The 17,977-nt window shown below is 39.1% G+C and carries 10 protein-coding genes; all 10 read right to left on the bottom strand.

Going from position 1 to position 17,977, the window contains the following annotated elements; translation table 11 throughout:
- Positions 1-7: 7 nt before the first annotated feature.
- Entirely contained in the window at positions 8-1,498 is a 1,491-nt protein-coding gene (locus K5R64_RS12760) for a glycosyl hydrolase family 28 protein (RefSeq protein WP_220763937.1), read from the bottom strand.
- Between the two features lie 26 nt (positions 1,499-1,524).
- On the bottom strand, positions 1,525-2,877 hold the full coding sequence (locus tag K5R64_RS12765; RefSeq protein WP_220763938.1) for a family 43 glycosylhydrolase: 1,353 nt from the start codon (positions 2,875-2,877) through the stop codon (positions 1,525-1,527).
- A gap of 2 nt (positions 2,878-2,879) precedes the next feature.
- Positions 2,880-4,250 (bottom strand): hypothetical protein, encoded by a 1,371-nt coding sequence (locus K5R64_RS12770; RefSeq protein ID WP_220763940.1) that lies wholly within the window; start codon positions 4,248-4,250, stop codon positions 2,880-2,882.
- A gap of 53 nt (positions 4,251-4,303) precedes the next feature.
- A complete protein-coding gene (locus K5R64_RS12775; protein WP_220763941.1) occupies positions 4,304-5,656 on the bottom strand; it encodes a hypothetical protein in 1,353 nt (450 codons plus the stop codon).
- Between the two features lie 13 nt (positions 5,657-5,669).
- Positions 5,670-8,333: a GH116 family glycosyl-hydrolase gene (locus tag K5R64_RS12780; protein WP_220763942.1), complete on the bottom strand. Its 2,664-nt coding sequence runs from the start codon at positions 8,331-8,333 to the stop codon at positions 5,670-5,672.
- Between the two features lie 8 nt (positions 8,334-8,341).
- Entirely contained in the window at positions 8,342-9,808 is a 1,467-nt protein-coding gene (locus tag K5R64_RS12785; RefSeq protein WP_220763943.1) for a sulfatase, read from the bottom strand.
- A 10-nt stretch (positions 9,809-9,818) separates the two neighbouring features.
- Entirely contained in the window at positions 9,819-12,461 is a 2,643-nt protein-coding gene (locus tag K5R64_RS12790) for a TIM-barrel domain-containing protein (protein WP_220763944.1), read from the bottom strand.
- Positions 12,462-12,509: 48 nt separating this feature from the next.
- The gene (locus tag K5R64_RS12795; RefSeq protein WP_220763945.1) at positions 12,510-14,072 is read right to left on the bottom strand and encodes a sulfatase-like hydrolase/transferase; all 1,563 of its coding nucleotides are present in this window, start codon (positions 14,070-14,072) and stop codon (positions 12,510-12,512) included.
- A 269-nt stretch (positions 14,073-14,341) separates the two neighbouring features.
- Complete coding sequence (locus K5R64_RS12800) at positions 14,342-16,156, bottom strand: sulfatase-like hydrolase/transferase (protein WP_220763946.1); 1,815 nt, start codon at positions 16,154-16,156, stop codon at positions 14,342-14,344.
- 1 nt (position 16,157) lies between these two features.
- Entirely contained in the window at positions 16,158-17,825 is a 1,668-nt protein-coding gene (locus K5R64_RS12805; protein WP_220763947.1) for a hypothetical protein, read from the bottom strand.
- Positions 17,826-17,977 lie beyond the last annotated feature (152 nt).

Consider the following 17,977-nt stretch of genomic DNA (forward strand, 5'->3'; position numbering starts at 1 on the left):
CTATTGATTATTTAAATTGAACATCTTTAACAAACTCGTTCATCATGACATTTTTTGCCTGAACCTTTTTTCCATCGAGTACTACATTTTCAAATCGAATTCCTTCTACCAAATGCTCGGCATCATGACCAACCAATTCCATACTGGCATGGTCTTTTATGATGTAGGGTTTCCAGTCGGTGCCATCTTGAAATCCAGTCAACGTAGGGTCAATAGGCGCCGAAGTGGCCGTAATATTTTTGAAAGTTACATTTTTAATATGCCCTCTTTCCTCGGTTTCTGTCCATCTTGTTTTTCCTATCCAGCACGAAATTAATCGGCGGGCTTCTTCGATTCGGATGTTATCAAAAACCACATCGCTAATTACCGCATCATCGCAATGATAAACTCTCAAAGCCGTTTCCCTACCCACATCGTGAATGACATCGCAGTCTTCAAAAAGCACCTTACTGATGTTTTCGTGCACCTCAGCACCGATGCTTAAAGCGTGTGCCAATTCGTTCCAAACCACACATTTGCGAGTATGCACGTTTTTCACTTCGCCAAAACCACCAAAAGACTTAATCACCACTGCATCATCAAAGGTTCGCATAAAACAATTTTCGACCAACACCTCTCGGCTGCTGGTAATATCCACGCCATCGGCATTGCCGCGCCATCCGATGATTTTGATGTTGTCCACATGTACCTTATCACAACTCTGAATCGGAATCGTCCAATGACTTGGGTCGAAAATAGTGACCCCTTCGATAGTTACGTTTTGTGCATTTTGTGCCAATATGGTATAACGACGAATCTTTTTAGGCACAGTGCTTTGGTCGATAATACCCCGTCCGCGAATGCTCACATTTTTCCCTCTTAAAATAAAAGTAGGCGGTTTTCTTTTGGCTCCTCGAATTTCAACTTCTTCCTCATTTTCAAGTGTACCACAACGCAAATAGGCACCACCGGCTAGGTAAATGGTCTGACCATCGCCAACCGTAATATTGGTGACATCATGAATACCTGGACCAAAATAAATAACATTGGGGTCTTTGGGGTTGGGTATATTTTTTTCGAATGGATTGACCAAAATATGCAAGGACTCGTGCCATTCCCCGTTAATTTCCACCGTGATATGCCCGGGATTTTTTACTTGGAACTGAATCGTATTGCCTTTAACACTAGGCACAATTCCATACGAAGAGGGCAAAATTTTAACCGATTGCACTTTCTCTGGAACGGTCACCGAAACGCTAGCCGCCGCATTCATATCAAATGAAGCCACCGAGGCCAATCCAAAAGTTCCTAGAGGTTTTAACCTCGGAATGGGTTCAGCGGGCGGGATTTTGGTTTGATAGACTGGCACCGTTTGTCCTTCTACTTTTACTACATAGGCTTTGGACAATTCAATTCCTGAAGGAGCGGGATAAACTTTTACTTTTTGAGCAAAAGAATTCCATCCCAATAGAACCCCAAAACTGCAACCTATGATTGCTTTTCTTAGATTATTAATCATTTTTATTTCAAATATATGGTGGTTAATTATAGTTCATCGTCAAAAACCTGCTCCAATTTCACATAATCGATAGCCAATTGTCCTTTGGAAGGTTTCCAATTTCGTTTTAAAATGCGAATCAAATTATCTCCGGGTTTCAATTCGACAATACCAAAATCAATTTCGGTAAAGCCTTCGGATTTTGGAAAAACAAAATCCCTATACTGATGGCTATTAATCAAGATATCGTGATTGGATTCACCTTCAGGAGATGCATAACGCACTTTAAAACGGTATTTGGATGTTTTTGCTACTTGAGCCAATAGACTAACATGGTCATAGGGGTTATCAAAATTAGTAACATAGCCTTTGCCACTATACCCTTTTATCCAAGTATCTACAATTACATTATATAATTTGCCACCCGCAGCAAAACCATTTTCGGCTTCTAAATGAAGGGTAGTTCGCGTGCGTTTGGCTTTAGTCAAACCCGTTTTTGAGGGAACAATCGGAATGATGTTTCCTTCCTTATCATAATTCAAATAATCAGCCATCACAGAACGGGTTTCACTTAAACCATCCGATAACCAAGCGCTATGATAGAACATCAGGTCTTTTCCTTTATAAGTCACAGTACCGCCGTGATTGGTTCCGCTTTGTCCTTCAAAATCGTCAATAAAACAATCTTTAAACTCATAAGGTCCTAATGGTTTATCAGCCACAGCATAAAACATTTTTTCAGGCCAACGACGTGGTGTCAAACCGGGATAGGTCAAATAATATTTCCCTTTGCGTTTATGAACCCAAGGTCCTTCAAACACATGTGTTAATTGCTTTGTTAACTCCACCTGTGTTTCGGGTTTTATCGACATCAAATCGTCATTCAATTGCGCGCCAAAACATTGTCTGTCGTGTCCCCAGTACAAATACGGCTTACCGTCATCATCGATAAAAATGGCGGGATCTTGCCCAAATTCCACTCCCTTTACATAACCTAAATCCGTAAACGGCCCTTGAGGAACATCACTGCGAGCAACTCCTGTTCTAAAAAGTCCAATCCCCGCCTCCTTCATACAATAAATTAGGTAATACTTTCCGCGGTAGTAGGCAGCATCCATCGCCCAAGCATGACTCTCAGCCCATTGTACATTTTCTAAATGCAAAATTCGGCCATGGTCTGTCCAATTGACCAAATCAGTAGTTGAAAACGCATGGTACCCCGTCATCCCATAATGGTTGTTCGACCCTGGTTCGTCATGTGAGGTATATACCCAAAGTGTATTGGGATCGTCTGGCCAAACATGCGGTGAAGGGTCAGCAGTAAATACATGAGTAAACACGGGGTTTTGAGAAAAACAGAGGCTGGTACAACAAATAAATAAACCGATTATTTTTTTCATCCTTACTTTTTAACAATCTGATTATCCTTCCCTTTATCCATAACCTCTCCATTGGTACTAATTTTACACGCAGAGGAAACCGAATTCAATTCGACTGGCATACCGGTTAAGTTGGTCAACACAATTCCCGAAGTAGGCGCTGTTCCTAATGGCGAAAATCCGTTATTTGCGGGTGGCGTAGTTGCTCCAATTTTTATCGGAAGGATTTTGCCTTTGCTCAAATCTCCCTCTTTTTTGAGTGTTATTTTATGATTGTCTCCTGAAATGCACGCCAACGCATGAACTGTCGTTTTAGAATCATTCGAAGTCAAGGTTAGTTCTACATCCGAAACTTCGCCTTTGGTCACGTACAACAACGGTCCATTGACCATATCTCCTCGGCTATTTTCTACTTTCACACCTGTAATATTATACCCCACTTCGCAACCTACAGCTTCACAATTTTTGATTAAAACAGCATCGGTTAGTTTCCCGAAAGCAAAACCAATACGGGTGTTTTTTGCCTTACAATTTACAGCCGTTACCGCCCCTGTTGATCTCCCGTCCACGCCACCTGTTCCGTACATACGAAAACCACATTCATTTAAAGACTTGGTATAACCGGGTGTAATAACTTTTTTGCCTTCATAATTTTTATAAACAGAAGCAAAACCTACTTTGTGTGCCAATCCTGAAGTTTCCGCCAGCATTTCGTCTGTAGTTCTTGTCACCCCTTCGGCATAACAATTCTCAAAATACACGTTGCGACCTCCTTGAATAAAAAAGAGGTGTCCAAAGGCTTTCGAATAAATAGCACAGTCCACAATAGTATCGTTAGTACCTTCAATACACATTCCACTATGTTTTTGTAAAGGAGCTAAATTAGAATCGCCTTTTCCTAATAAATCGCCATATCCATAAGGCGAAGAACCACTCACGTTTAGGGTAACTTTTTCAATTTTGGCATTATCACCAGCCACCGTAAACGTATGTCCACCTTTTGAAGTCGCAAAATTCCCTAAATCAGTCACGGTTAATCCTTTGATATGTACATTATTTCCTGACAAGTACAACTCACTTACACGCGATTTAAAAACACCTAACAATTTGGTATTAATCTCAATGGTTACTCCTGTCAAGTCAAATACGTTATTGTTTCCACTGAAATGAATCATTGCATAACGTTTTATTTTATCAGGTACAATACTTTTTATCACATCGGGGGTGAGGTATTCTTGCATCGAATAAACACCGGGTTGCATCGTTATGGTATTCCCGCTTTCGGATGCATAGTGTGCTAATTCTTTTAATGATTTTATTTTTACATTTTTGGCATTGATTACATTACTGATAACGAGTAAGGCAATAAGTAAAACTACAGGTTTCTTCATCATGATTTCTTAATTCTTTTTGGGTGTCAATGTCTATTTTAAATTTTTAAATGCTTTTATTTTTGTACTATTTGATTGTTTTCTCCTTTATTTTCCAGAATCTTACCATTGGTTTCTATGGTGCATTTTTTAGCTTTTGTTCCAATGGATATAGGCATGCCCGCCTCATTTTTTAAGTGAAGATTGACTACTTTTTCTTCGCTATACGGTGACATGGATTCTCCGTGTAAGGGTGGCGTAAAACCAACCAAGATAGGAAGTTCTTTATTTCTTTTTTGTCCATTTGCGGCTTTTAAAACCACTTTGTTATTTTCTCCAAAAACCGTCATCAAAGAGTGTACCTTTCTGTCTGATTCTGTGGGTTCCAATGTCAAAGTTACGTCCACATTATTGCCTTCTACAAATAACAACGGCCCGTAATTAGCATCTCCTTTACAATTGTTCATTACCGTTTGGTCTCCAATCCAATACGCACGTTCCGTGCCAATAGTGGTACAATTTTCTAAACGGGCACTGTTAAATCGAAGTTCAAAACCGCCGCGGGTGTTTTTGGCCGTACAATTTTTAAAGGCTATATTTTCGCATTTTCCATAAGTTCGAAAACCGTCTTCGCAAAGCGATTTCATATAACCCGGAGTTACTACATATTCGCCCTCGCGGTTTTGGGTCCAGGTTTTGAATTGCACATCAAAAGCAGGTCCTGAAGTTTCTTCCAAAATAGCATCAGTCGAACGTACTTCTCCTTCGGCATAGCAATCCTCGAAATACACATTCTTAGGATTTTTTTGAATAAAAAAACAATGCCCAAAAGAACGACTAATCACCTTACAACCATAGAGTTTGGTATTATTTCCAGTAACCAACAGCCCGCTGTGTTTTTGGTGTTTTATCGTCGTTTCTTTATGGCCACCTTTACCAAATAAATCCCCATAACCATACGGATAAGAGCCTGCCACATACAAACTGATGTTTTTCAAAACATTCGCTTCTCCCGCCACCTGAAGTAACGTCCCTCCTGGAGAAATTCCATTGCCAATGCATCGGATGCTAAGTCCCTCAAAAGTATTATGGGAACCCGTAATCAAAAACTCATCGGAATGAATTGGTGGTTTTAAAGCTGTTCGAATCTTTGTATCCAGTTCAATTTCAACTCCTTTGAGGTTAAAAACATTATTATTTCCACTAAACGTGATGTATTGATACTCTTTATTATTTCGAAGTGCATTTATAGAAACTCTATTCAAATAGTCCGTCAAGCGATAGACGCCCGGCTGCATGCTAATGGTATTGCCACTTTCTTTAGCATATTTGGCCAACTCTTGTAAGGATTTGATTTTGATTTCTTTGGCGTTTATAGCATTTCCAATAACTAATAATCCAACTAAAAATAATCTTGCTATTGTTTTCATTTACTATTTTATTTTATCTCAGGTTTAAAACTACCGTTTCTCCTGCCTTAATTTTTAAAGTTTCTTTAAACTTAATCTCTTTAGAATCTTTTAAACAAAACTTTTTCAACTCAAGTGCTCCTTCTTGCACCGAGAACTCCACCGTTTCTTTATTAATTTTGCAAACACCCCAAGCACTACCATTCGACCAAAAATAAGTTCCTGGAGTCGCTGTAAACGCAATGGATTTTTCTACTGCCGAATAATGAAATCCAGAAAGTGCTATCACAGCTCCCCAACTTGCCATCGCTCGGGCATAATTATTTCCGCATTCTGCTTCGTTAAAAGGATTGCGTTTTAAACCATCGTAACGGTCTCTGATGTTTTTGATATTAGACAAACCTTGTTCTGTTTGACCTTCATACATCATGCCTATCGAAGCAGTGTATTCAAATCCTGTCATTGCCTCAGTAAAATAAGGAAAAGGAAACAAGGGTCTCTCTCCTGGATAGCTTGCCATGACCAAGGATTTTTCGTCCCCCAACACATACGAACGCATATTGTTAAAACCAGAACTGCTATCCTCTCTCAAGTTGTATTTCATAATGCTGTTTAAGGTTGTTTTTACATGCTCCTCTTTGGTTAAATAGCCTAAATCACAAATATGAGCCATGAACTGTCCTACCAATTGATCCACCAAACAGCCTTTCCCTAGTTGATACGCTGGATTTTCTAAATCTTTGGATTCTAAACCTTTCAGTAAAGGAGCCGCAATCTCGTCGCGACTTTTGGGAGGTTGGATAATGTGAATGTAATATTCTCCGTTAAAAAGATTTTTATCCATCCATTGGCTTCCTTTTTCAAAAAGACTATTACAGGTTTTAGCAAATGACTTATCCCCTGAAAAGGTTGCCATTTTTTCAGCAGCTCGAAGCGCTCCCAAATACCAAATCCCCATTTGAGGATTGGGACCAAAATACTGTACATCCATGGTATTGTGTTGACAACCATCCATCACGCCGTCCTTATTAGCATCCCATCCTCCTTTTATCCAGCAGAATTCCATGGTTTTTTTCACCTTTGGCCACAGTTTTTTGAGTAATTCGTTATCGCCACTCAGTTGCCAATCTCGATACATTTTCATAATAGCACCTAATTGCCCATCGGCTGCGGGTCTAGCAAATTCGTTCGCACGTTCTAAGGGCAAATTCACTCGAAAACTCATCATTCCTTTATCATCAGTAGCATGCGCAAATTCAATCTCACGCATCGATCGAGCTAGCTCTCCAAACAAAAAAGGCGTGGCTTGGTCGTAATTCCATACATGGGTACAGTTTCCATGGCAAACTCCCTTGGTATCACTCGTACCTTCCCATCCGTAGAAATTCCCATCCGCAGTTCGGAAGCAGGTTTGGGTTCGAAGCGTAGAGCTATTATACAAAGCGGCTTCTTTTACCACATTTGGCAAATCGCTATTCACAAAAGCAGTTACAAATTCTTTTGTTTTAGATTCCAGATTGGGGACTTGTGGCATTGTTTTTTCAATTACATCCCATGCATCCTTGTACTGGGTGGTGTAATAATTGGTTAACATATTACTCAAACCATCCTCAGCTGGTGTCCAAGTTTCCCGATTAGGAAAATGCCAGGTAATGTAAAAGCTAACTTCACGAGTACTATTGGCAGGAACCGATACCTCAACCGCCATCGATGCCATCGGTCGGTCTTCTCCATTGTGTTCTCGGTTTTCTAAACGACCATCAGCGCTATAATCATCCCAAAAATCCAGACGGGAATTCCCCCAAACTTCTTCACTCCAAGAGGTACGGTAGCTAACCTTTTCGCTACTAGAAGTAGATAGTGCCATGGTTCCCCATGCTACCGCATTCTTATCTACCCCATCCGAACTCATATAAATACCTTGAACGCTTTTTTCATTTCTGAAAACATTTTTATTTTTTTTGGCTCCTACAGGAATTAAAGCACTTCCTCTTCCAATAGGTTCACGTACCGAACCATCTTCCCCAATAAAATTGGGCATGTTCCCACAAACGGAGGCAAAAACAGCTTTATTAGTTGTATTGGTTAACTCATAGGTAATGACTGCAATAGGTATTCCACTTGCTTGGGCATCACCGGGGATGAAAGGATTGAAAGCTTTAATACGAACAGTAAGTGGCGCTTTTTTATCCGAAAGCAACACTTGTCCGAAAGGATAGGCTGCCTTAAAAGTACAGGTTTCAAAGCGAGGAAAACCATGATTGACTGCTGTTCCTCCAAAAGCACCTTCATAAAGCGAATAATCCAACGGCCCTTCGAGTACTCGTGCATCTTTTTTACCATCGGCAGTTTGGGTAAACAACGCAAAAAAGGGACCGATGTACCTCAATTTTTCACTCGTTGGAATATAGCCTTTGGCAGCAGTATTCATAATTTCCCAGTCTTGCAAATTCCCACGTCCTCCTAGGGATACGGTTCCAGTGCCTATTCCGCCAATTGGCATCGAAATTTTCGCCAAATGATGAGCATCATAGGTCGTCAAAACGGGCCAGTCAGTGGTTGCAGTTTGCGCTGTTTTCTTTATTATTTTTGGATTAACTCCTTGAATCACTTTCGCTCCTTGTGCCTGCAAAAGCAATCCTTGTATTAGGATTACAAAGATTACTACAAAGCGAATAGATAGATATTGATTTTTCATTTTCTTAATTAGTTTTTGCAATGGATTGGATTTTTCAATTTAGCTTCCATTTGTTTTCTAAGTTCCAGTACCAATTCTGGATTTTTAGTAGCAATATTTTTTATTTCATACGGGTCTTTTAGATGGTTGTACAACTCTACATCGCCATTACAATGCTCAATAAAACGGTATTGATTTGTTCTAATAGTGGTGGCTTCAGCGGTATAGGCAACGGTAGCATGACCTTTAGTATTCGGATTTTCTAGAATTGGAGCTAATGAAGTTCCTTGGGCAAAATCAGGTTTACTTAGTTTTGTCAAATCACATAAGGTAGGAAAAACATCTAAGGTTTCCACCACAGCATGACTTTGTTTGCCAGGATATTTCATATCAGGATTATAGATGATTAACGGAGAACGTAAGGATTCTTCAAACAAACTGTGCTTTCCCCAAATGGCATGTTCCCCTAAATGCCATCCATGATCGCCCCACAACACTATAATCGTGTTTTTATCGGCTCCCGTTTCTTTTAATTTTTTCAAAATGTCTCCCACCTGTTTATCGGCATAGGTTACACAGGCAGCATAATATTTTTTAAGTTCCAACGCAAACTCCTTATCCTCTCTTGGGTCTTTACCGTCACGATCGTAATTCATAAATTCGTTCGACGGATGCCAAGTTGTTTTTCCTGTTGGCTTTTCGGGATGAACTGGTGACGGAATCGCAACGCCTTCATATTGGTCTAAATATTTTTTTGGCACTCCAAAAGGCAAATGCGGTTTGATTAATCCAATAGCCAAAAAGAAAGGTTTATCTCCTGTGGCTAATTCCCCCAATTGCTTCAAACCTTCCTCAGCAATGAGTCCGTCGGGGTAAAGTGTATCGGGTCCTTCAACCGTTTCGAGAACTTTTTTGTTATTCGCCTCTCTTATTTTTCCATTGGCTAAGCCATGCATGGCACCACTTGGATTTTTCCATTCTCCCACGGGCATTAAATGTTTATCCCAAGCATTGGGCATTTCGATTATATTTTCATCATCCCAATATTTGCCTCCATAACCTCCAGGATGATGCGATATTTTCCCCACAGAAACTGTAGTATATCCTTGTTTCCGAAACCACTCGGGCATGGTTGGCGCAAATTGATCTGGATTTTTACTTCTGTCATTGGCTAGCGAAAACAATGCTTCGTTAGAATCATTTCGATATTCAATACCGTATCGTCCCGTAAGCATCGTATAGCGAGAAGGCCCACAGCTTGGCGCATTGACATAATGACGTATAAAAGGACGACCAATTGAGGATAAGTAATCTATATTAGGCGACTTAATATAAGTAGCTCCAAAAGAATGGAGTTCGGGTCTTAAATCATCGATGCAAATAAGCAATACATTCTTAGGGGCATTGTTTTTTGCCCCAATTGTTTGTTTTTCTTGACTTATAACGGATGTTACACTAAATAAAAACAGTAAAATGTTCCTTGCCTTGTTCCTCATTCAACTAAAATTATTGCAAATTAATTTTAGATTCCTTACCGGTAAAAACTACTTTTTCCGTTTTTCCTTTGCCTACCCATTCCACTACGAAGTCCATTGGTTTTTGTTTAAAATCAATGAAATTTCCTTGACCGTTTATAATAGTTAATTCTTTTTTAGATTCTGAATAAGTGAAGATAACTTCCGAATACTTCCCTTTTTCATATTCATAGGACTCATTATCATCCAAATACAATACAAACTGGGCGTCTTTACCTGGGTAAACTTTAATTTGCAACGGCTCGGTTGTTTTTTGAGTGGCATATTGCACTTTTGGCCCTAAAGGCAAGATCGTTCCTGCTTTCACAAACATCGGAATTTCGTTCAGTTCCGCTTTTACTTTAGTGATTTTACCACCTTGGATTTTTTCATTTGTCCAATAGTTGTACCAGTCTCCTTCAGGGAAATACAGGTCCTTTTCACGTTGCTGGTATTGGGTAACAAAACCTACCATAATCGATTCTCCAAAGAACAATTGGTCTTTTATTCCCCAGGTGTTTTTGTCATTCGGGTATTGATAGGCTAACGGACTCATCAATTGGCGGCTGTTGCTGGTAATTTGCCAAGCTTGCGAATAGATGTACGGCATTAATTGGTAGCGTAAATCAATAAATTTACGAGCAGTACTTTCAAAGGCTTGGTTGTATCTCCAAATTTCGGTTTCCGACACATACCCATGAATTCGGAAAATGGGACTAAAGGTGCCAAACTGAAACCAACGTGTCAACAACTCAATGTATTCTGGATTGGTGTATTGACTGTCGAATTCTGGATTTATCGATTTTGAATCTCTAAAAAATCCCCCAATATCGTGTGTCCAATAAGGTACACCTGCCATCGTAAAGTTTAGACCTGCGGCAATTTGTTCTGAAAATTGTCTCCAAGAAGCTTCCACATCACCCGACCAAGAAGCCACACCGTAACGTTGCTGTCCTGAATAAGCCGAACGCGTTAAATTGAAAACACGCTCTTTAGGATAATCGGCTCTTCTGCCTTCATACATCGCTCTTGTTACTTCCAGCGAATAGGGGTTTTGCACTTCTTCATACGGACCCACTTCAGTTTTCACTTTTGTATTGTTAACCCCTTCTGGTTCGGTTCCGTCTAACCAAATTGATTTTACGCCCAATTTGAACATCGAATCATTAATCATGCGATAAAAACGCTCGCTCACTCCTTTGTCATAAATGTCCACATTGTGGCTGCCTTCAATTTTGGTCAAATTGTATTTTTTTTCCAAAGCTGCGTTTTTTACCTCTGGCCAAACCGAAACCATCAAATTCAAGTTTAACGTTTTCAATTCGTCCACCATCGCTTTTGCATCTGGATATTTGGCTCTATCCCATTCTGGGCCTTTGGTTTTTTCTGGCCAATAAAACCAATCCTGCACAATGTTGTCAAAAGGAATTTGACGTTTTCTCATTTCGCGTGCATTTTCTAATAATTCGGCTTGATTATGGTAACGCTCACGACATTGCCAAAAACCATAGGCACTTTTAGCAAATAGGGGGGCTTTTCCTGTCAAATCTTGGTAATTTGCAATCACCTCACCCGGATTGGTGCCTTGAATCAAATAGTAGTCAATGGCACTGCCTTTGGTACTGCTAAAAACGGTTTTGTTGAAATCTGGTTCGTTATAAAACAATTTTCCTGGGATTTTAGCTCCTGTATTTTGAAATACAACTTTATACGTTTTACCCGCTTGCAAGTATTTTTTACCCGAATACCTTCTCGGCATCCAAATAGTAGAATAGTTGATGATATCCTCTCCATCAAGAGTCACCTTGATTTCGCCACGCATGCGTCCGTTGTTATCGCTTAAAGCTAAAAAAGTATATTCTCCTGATTTTTTAGGAGTAAAAGTGGTCTCGCGAATGTTTTTATCTAAATTTTCTTTGGAAATGTAAGCGGCTACATTTTCTTTTTCACCTGTAGCCACTACTTCTTTGGTACTGGCAACACTTTTAAAATCTCCTGTATTGGCAAATTGAATTTCGTTTTGCGGTTCGTTAAAATCCGTCAAACTGTAGTTGTGCCAATAAATACCATAGCCTTTGGTCGAAATCAAAAACGGAATGGCAATTTCCTGATTGTATTGTTGCAAACGCATCGGAACATTTTTCCAATTCATAATGCCACTTTGAAATTGTCCCAAACCATACAAGGCTTCATCGCCTACGGTAAACGATTGTGAAACGGCATTGCCTTTGTCATTATTGGGTTTGATATAAGTGACCTCTTTTGTTTCACCCACTAATTTTTTATTGTCTTTGGTTTCATATCCAATGTTTCCCGCTTTGTCCACCACTACTTTTAAATTTGCCGTGCTTATCAAGAGTTGGTCTTTGTTTTCTTTTAAATTCCAACTTACTTTTTGCGGTTTTAAAATGGTTACATAATCTGGAATCGTGGAAGGCTTGGTCCCTGTCAATGTTTTTTTGACATGGATAATGGATGCATTCACAATCTCGATTTGGATGGTTTCTTTGTCTTTTTGAATGCTGACACCATGAGCGGTTTTCGCGAATGAATTTGGATATTTATTTTGTCCTGTGGCCGTTAAAATCACCAGCAGGAATAAGCTTAAACCGTAAATTGTTTGGTTCTTTTTCATTTTTTGGTTTTAAAAAAATTGGTTGGTATAATAGAAATATTTTGGCTTTTAGTTTCGTTGTACTGCTGTTTGATAGAGTTCTTCCGTTTGTTTTCGAAGTTTTTTCAAAATAGCACTGTGTTTCGAATCATTAACAAGGTTGTTTTGTTCCAATGGATCGTTGTCCACATCGTATAATTCTTCAATTTTTGGCGTATGTTCGTGGTACACAATGTATTTCCAACGATCTGTTCTAACGCCACGACTGCGGTAGGATTTGTTGGCATCAATTAGTTTTTTATTGATTTCGTCCACATTTTCTTTGTATCTCGCTCCAAACATATCTGCCAGAAATAAGTCTTCCATAAATACGGCATCACGCCATTTGGACTTATCTTGGGTTTGATTCAAAACTTTGCTAAAATCCTGACCTTGCATACTCGATGGGATTGGCAAACCCGCTAGCGAAACAATTGTTGGCGCCATATCTACTGATGAAATAAGTGCTTCTTCACGTCGTTGTCTTTTGCTTGCTGGAACTCGGCCGTCATACACAATCAAAGGCGCTTTTACCGACTCTTCATATAAAATACATTTATCAAATAATCCATGAGAGCCTTGAAAACGTCCGTTATCACTGGTGTAAATGATAATGGTATTTTCTAACAATCCTTTTTCTTTCAGCATTTCAACTAACAATCCAACTTGTTGATCCACCGTGTAGCCTTGGGTAGCAAAACGACGTACCAATCTTTGATACATTTCGGGTGTCGAGGAACGCTCGGCATGTAATTTTACCCCACGGGCATTTTCTTTTAGTACTTTTGGTAATTTCTCATTGGCACCTTCCACCCAATTGCCTGGAACTGAAAATTCTTTGTTTTTGAATTGCTCAAAGTGAGGCATATACATATCCTTGTTGTTGTCATGCTTTACCGCATAAAAACTCACTGACAAACAGAATGGTTGCTCTTTAGGTTGGGTTTCAATAAAATGCAACATCGCCTCGCCTGTTCGCAGCGTTCTGCCTGAATTAATTCGTTCTTCTTTATAAATTTCGTGTAATACTTGGTCGTCTTTAGGCCAAATAACAAAGTCTTTTCGATCATAGGTTTCGCTCCCTGCAAAATAATCGAAGACCTGTTTCATGTTTTCTTCGTAGAAATGTTCTTTGGGAGTACTCGGACGAGTCGCTTCGGGTGTTACAGTGAAACCTACCTTACCGATAAAACCCGTTCGGTAACCCGCTTTTTTAAGAATCGCAGGATAGCTTGTAGCAAAATCAGCTTGGGATAAGGTATAATCTTCGGGAGCTACAAAACCTACTTTATGACTGGATAAATAACGCCCCGTTAGCATCGTTACCCTACTGGGCATGCAAATTGCCACGGCATAATAAGCTTTGTCAAAAGTAACGCCTTGAGCTGCTAATTTATCAATATTTGGGGTATTGAATTCAGGGCGACCATAGCACCCCATATTGTCCCAACGTTGGTCATCGGTCATTAAAAAAATGATGTTGGGTTTTCTATTTTCAGTTGACGTTTTCTTAGAATTTGTCTGTCCATGAACCGTCACAAAAGCCAACATTAAAAAACCTAGTCCTACCCTTTTTTTAAAACTTTCCCTCATGAATATTGCGAATTACTTTTGTTATAAATGATTACATCTTAACAAAAATACGTAATCGACCTAAGGCGTTGTATAAATCATGATTCATAGTATATAAAACATGGCTAATTTACAACGAATATGAGCGTAACCCTTAGGAAACAAGGGAGGTTTTCAAAAAAACAGTTTCGGAATTTCAAACCATAATGAAAGGATTACCCAAGAACAAAGAAGGCATTTCTTTGTTCTTGGATAGCCGGTAACCTTTTTAAAATTAGTTTTTTTTTATATCATTTCACCCCTTTGAATTGGGCATAATTGTAATACACAGCCCCTTCAATTTGACCCGCAGCATTGTAAAACCACGTTTGTACAAAGGCAGGTCCTTTAGGTAACTTTTTAATCGTAAAAGTAACACCGTCCGCATCGGGATTGGCGTCTTTCTTTTCGTCCACATAAACCGTGTCGCCATTCCAAATTTTAATTCGGGCACTGGCAATTTTAAGGGCTTTTCCTGAACCAGCAGACATCAATGTGGTTTCTTTTTCTATCTCTTTTGGCCAACGGCGCAAATCAAAAGAATAAGTTCCTGTTTTATCAAATTCCACCGCAATAAAACCACTTCCTGCGCTCCCTTTTTGAACATCGCCTTGGTGCCAAATCACAGTACCGTGAAAATCGTGTGCATGTAAAACCGATTCGGGTTCTTTTGGATTTCCAATAATAATTCGGGTATATTCAGCGGAACGTTCTTCGACCAATTTCCACCAGTTTTCGTACTCTTGTTTTAATTCGGTCACCACGGAAACATAAGCGGTATTGGCTATGATATTGTTTTGCTGTTTTTCGTCCACTAGCACATCATACAATTCCCAATCCGAAGTACTGTTGGTTCGTACTAAACGCCATTTGTGCTTGATAACATCTCCTTCCCAATCGTCTTTTTTAACGGATAATTTTTTATATTTTTCAGGAAATTCCGTCCACATATCATCAATCGTAACGGCTCTGTTTTTATAGGCTTGAGGATCGTTTGAAGGATCTTTATCCAAAAAAGGTTTGAAACTACGACCCGCTATTTTTAATTTTTCGGGTCTGTTAGGCACATCTTTTAAATTCAAAACATCCATAAACGTAGGTAGCCAATCGATATGAGCAGTCAAGGCCGTTACTTCTCTGCCCTTTCCTGCGCCTCCTAGATTTCCTTTTTCCCATCGTATGAAACAAGGCACACGAGTACCCCCGTCATAATTAGAACCTTTTCCGCCTCTTAAATAACCGCCATCTCCATTATCTGTGGTGAAAACCAAAATGGTGTTATCTGCAATTCCTTTATCTTCTAAGAATTGCATCAAGCGACCCATATTTTTATCAATATTTTCGATGGTTCCCATTTTCGCACTAACCCCTTTACGCGCATCTGGTGGCAAAAAATGCGGTGCATGCGCCGTACCAAGCGGAATATAAGCAAAGAACGGCTTGTTCTTTTTGATATTATCTTCCATAAAATCCATGGCCCGATTCATAAAGAAATTGGTCGTAAAAGCGCCTTCAATGCCATCATTTTCATCGGTCATTGTTACCAATTTGTCATTCACCCACATACTGGCAGTATTGTTGGTATTTCCCCAATAATCGGGTTGTTGCCCCGTTCCCCCGCCTTTAATCCAAGCTACATACTCAAAGCCTCGGTCTTTTGGGCGAAAGGGATAATTGTCCCCCAAATGCCATTTGAAAAACAAACCCGTTGCATAGCCATTGGCTTTGAAAATATCAGCCATGGTGATTTCGTCAGCACGCATCATGTTACGGCCGTTAATCGTATGCCAAACCCCTACCACATCACTAGGCCTTCCAGTTAAAAGTGCCGCTCGGGTAGGAGAACAACTCGGTGACACATGAAAATCGGTTAATTGTACCGACTCTTTAGCCAATTTATCAATATTGGGTGTGCGTGCGCCATTTTCTTTATAATACGAAAAAGAGCTGTGACTGATGTCGTCAGGCATTACAAAAATGACATTCGGACGGTCTTTGGATTGGGCTGATAGTTGGAAGTTCCAAAGAAATCCCAATAAGAGGAAGGTTGATTGTAGTAGTTTCATATTATAACTTATCTCTTAATTCATTCACTTTTTTATCTGCATTAGTAGCAATATGTCTATCGTATTCTGGTGTATATAATGTGGCTATTGCGTTGAATTCCTGTGGCAACTGATTATAGGATTTCCAATTTTTATCATATTCTTTAATCCATTTTTGAATGTTTTTTGTATCTTTATTAACCTCAGCGTCTGACAGATATACAAGAGAACGGTAAATTTTATATAAGCGTAAACCGTATTCGGTAGATCCAATAGCATGGTTTCTTGTTTCGGCATCTTTCCATTGAATTGATTTAGCAAGTTTGACCATTGCTGTCCATTTAGCAACCGATTCGTCTTTTTGTTTAAGATTTCGTTTTTGACCTATCACATCTTTTGCGGGTTTTGGCCATCCTATACCTTGGTCTCGTGTCCACCAAACATCCATATCGTAATGAGTTGAATTTCTACCTCTAATTACTGCTTCGGCCGACAACAAACAAAGTTTTCTAAATTTAGCAATATCCTTTCCTTTTAAATGTAACCTTTCCGTGGCGTACCGATTAAAAACAAAGACCTCCGATTGCTTAGTATCCTTAGCCCATTGTGCCATTACCCAAGAATTCAAATCACACCACATTTCGTTTTTGATATACGGGCCATCCCAGCCACCACCACGAGTCCAGGTCCATACACCACCAAATAAGTCTGGTTTTTTTTCTACGAATTCGCGAATACTATTTATATCCTCTTCAGGCATGCTAGCATGTTCTTCAAATCCTTCAATAACTCCATTGGCAATATAATTAGGATAAGCTCCTTTGCCTTCATACTCTCTTGCTGATTGTACTTCTATAATTTGTGGATGACGCCCCTGACCAATTACTTTACTAAATGGTCGAGCTCTATGGAAATCTCCTTCACAATGTTTGATACTTATTATTAAATTTCGATGTGGTTCAATAGCATTACTTACTTTCATATAAGCACCTAAATTTCTATCAAATGAATTCCAAGTACGGAAAATGAGTTGTTTATTCCGTTTTACACAAATCTCTTCCCTTAAAATTTGTATTAATGGGATAATGGTTTTTTCTGGATTTGTTTTATTATCAATTGCTCCTTGATGATAGGGTGCATCATCTAAATAGGTTTCACCAATACGAACTACCAAGCCTGTTAAATCAGGAAATTGATCAAACATTTCATTAATTTGAGCTCTTATCAATTTTTCAGTGACTAGATTATTAGGATCACCAAAAGTTTTCTCTATATGGTATTTTTCTATTAATCGTTTTGGAAACAAAACCAAATCAGACATGGCATAAATAGCCAAACCTTGTGCTTTGCAAGCAGCATGCATGCTTTTAATTTGCAGTGCCTTATCCTCTACCCAAGCACGTTCTTTGGAACCTTTAGGCAAAATAGTGGCGTCTACAGACTCCCAATTGATAGCTAATGCTGGCGATTCAAATAGAAAATAAACCTTACCATTGTACCCCATTTCTTTAATAACCGCTGGGTCATTATACACAGACTTGTAAGGAGCTTCACCAGGATTATGATGAATCATGTCTAAAATTAGGGGATTGGCACTATGATTTTGACCTATCAATACATTACTAAAAGAACATAGGAATACTACGAGTACAGCTAATCGATTTTTTTTGTTTGTTGAAATGAAATTCATTTGATCAATTTATTAGGTTTTTGGATTTGCTTTTGTTTTTACTTTTTTTAATAAATTATAGCGTTTTTAACTCAAACCTAATTTATATTTTTGTTTTCAATCTTTTAATTCGACCAATAACAGTTATACTTCGACATTTTACAACCTCAATT

It is taken from the genome of Flavobacterium sp. UMI-01, assembly GCF_019656315.1.
In the GTDB taxonomy this organism is placed as follows: domain Bacteria; phylum Bacteroidota; class Bacteroidia; order Flavobacteriales; family Flavobacteriaceae; genus Flavobacterium.

What these genes read in the sequence shown, in the direction of transcription:
- K5R64_RS12760 (WP_220763937.1), bottom strand. Translation starts at nt 1,498, where the DNA reads ATGATTAATAATCTAAGAAAAGCAATCATAGGTTGCAGTTTTGGGGTT.
- K5R64_RS12765 (WP_220763938.1), bottom strand. Translation starts at nt 2,877, where the DNA reads ATGAAAAAAATAATCGGTTTATTTATTTGTTGTACCAGCCTCTGTTTT.
- K5R64_RS12770 (WP_220763940.1), bottom strand. Translation starts at nt 4,250, where the DNA reads ATGATGAAGAAACCTGTAGTTTTACTTATTGCCTTACTCGTTATCAGT.
- K5R64_RS12775 (WP_220763941.1), bottom strand. Translation starts at nt 5,656, where the DNA reads ATGAAAACAATAGCAAGATTATTTTTAGTTGGATTATTAGTTATTGGA.
- K5R64_RS12780 (WP_220763942.1), bottom strand. Translation starts at nt 8,333, where the DNA reads ATGAAAAATCAATATCTATCTATTCGCTTTGTAGTAATCTTTGTAATC.
- K5R64_RS12785 (WP_220763943.1), bottom strand. Translation starts at nt 9,808, where the DNA reads ATGAGGAACAAGGCAAGGAACATTTTACTGTTTTTATTTAGTGTAACA.
- K5R64_RS12790 (WP_220763944.1), bottom strand. Translation starts at nt 12,461, where the DNA reads ATGAAAAAGAACCAAACAATTTACGGTTTAAGCTTATTCCTGCTGGTG.
- K5R64_RS12795 (WP_220763945.1), bottom strand. Translation starts at nt 14,072, where the DNA reads ATGAGGGAAAGTTTTAAAAAAAGGGTAGGACTAGGTTTTTTAATGTTG.
- K5R64_RS12800 (WP_220763946.1), bottom strand. Translation starts at nt 16,156, where the DNA reads ATGAAACTACTACAATCAACCTTCCTCTTATTGGGATTTCTTTGGAAC.
- K5R64_RS12805 (WP_220763947.1), bottom strand. Translation starts at nt 17,825, where the DNA reads ATGAATTTCATTTCAACAAACAAAAAAAATCGATTAGCTGTACTCGTA.